The sequence below is a fragment of the Kitasatospora sp. NPDC002543 genome (assembly GCF_053594915.1).
In genome coordinates this window covers 1-1,215 of sequence record NZ_JBSFWR010000251.1, presented here as the reverse complement: position 1 = coordinate 1,215, position 1,215 = coordinate 1, and the positions used below count along the sequence as shown (strand labels likewise).

Here is a 1,215-nt window from a genome sequence, read left to right as displayed (position 1 = left end):
TCCGCCGCGAACGGAGCGATCTTCGCCTCGGCCAGCGAACGCACCGCCTCACGGAGCATCCCGTGCTCCTCGGAGATCCGGAAGAGATCGAAGTCCTGGCTCATGATCGCCACTCCTGTTTCACGACGGTACTCAGTACCCTTCATTATGCATGTGCGCGGCAAAAAGGGAACTCAGTGCCTTCCCTTCGCGGCACTGAGTTCCCTATTCTTTTCGTGCCGAACGTCCGGCGTCCATCCGCGCCACCGCCGCCGTACTTCCGCCCCACCTCCACCGACCGAGCCGTCCGAGCACAGGGAGATGACAGCGTGGTCCACTCAGCCATCGATGCCGACACCCGGAGCACGACGCTGTACTTCCAGCGCTGCACCTGGTGCAACAACCCGACCTTCCAACGGCTGCTCTGCCCCACCTGCGGGTCCAACGACCTCCGGCTGGAGCCCAGCGAGGGCACCGGGGTGGTGCGGCGGTGCGCGGTCGAACAGGCCCGGACGCCGCTGGTCCGTCAGAAGTCCCTGATCCGGATGGCGGAGGGCTTCGACGTCTGGTGCATCGTGGACGGGATGCGCAGCACCGTCCCGGTCGGCACCCGGGTGCGGCTGCTCTCCTCCCCCGGCTCCGACCAGCCGGAGCTGCGGCTGCTGCCGATGGAGGAAGCGCAGCCGCCGCAGGACACCGAGCCGCGCCCGCTGCCGCCCACCCAGGGCGGCTTCACCCAGCACCTCGCGGCCTTCGTCGCGGAGTGATCCGGCGAGTGCGCCGCGGGGCCGGGGAGTGATCCGCGGGCGGACCGCGGACGCGCCGCGGGGCCGCCCGGGAGGGGCGGCACAAGGACGGCACGGGGGCGGCGCCGGTCCGGCTGCCGCCCGGAGACGACGGAGGGCGTGACACCGAGGGGTACTCGGTGCCACGCCCTCCGCTGTCGCGCGGGGATCAGGCCTTGCGGGCCTTCACCTCGGCGGTGAGCTGCGGCAGCACCTCGAAGAGGTCACCGACCACGCCGTAGTCGGCGAGCTCGAAGATCGGGGCCTCGGGGTCCTTGTTGACGGCCACGATGGTCTTCGAGGTCTGCATGCCGGCCCGGTGCTGGATGGCACCCGAGATGCCGTTGGCCACGTACAGCTGCGGGGAGACCTGCTTGCCGGTCTGGCCGACCTGGCTGCTGTGCGGGTACCAGCCGGCGTCCACGGCGGCGCGCGAGGCACCGACGGCCGC

The 1,215-nt window shown here is 70.8% G+C and carries 2 protein-coding genes; one reads left to right on the top strand and one right to left on the bottom strand.

Annotation, left to right across the window (positions count from 1 at the left end; genetic code table 11):
• Window positions 1-308 precede the first annotated feature (308 nt).
• A complete protein-coding gene (locus ACWD4P_RS38360; protein WP_449782840.1) occupies window positions 309-746 on the top strand; it encodes a hypothetical protein in 438 nt (145 codons plus the stop codon).
• 187 nt (window positions 747-933) lie between these two features.
• On the opposite strand, the gene ACWD4P_RS38355 is transcribed toward ACWD4P_RS38360, so the two are convergent.
• The coding region (locus ACWD4P_RS38355) for an electron transfer flavoprotein subunit alpha/FixB family protein (protein WP_355270033.1) at window positions 934-1,215 on the bottom strand (282 nt) is incomplete at its 5' end.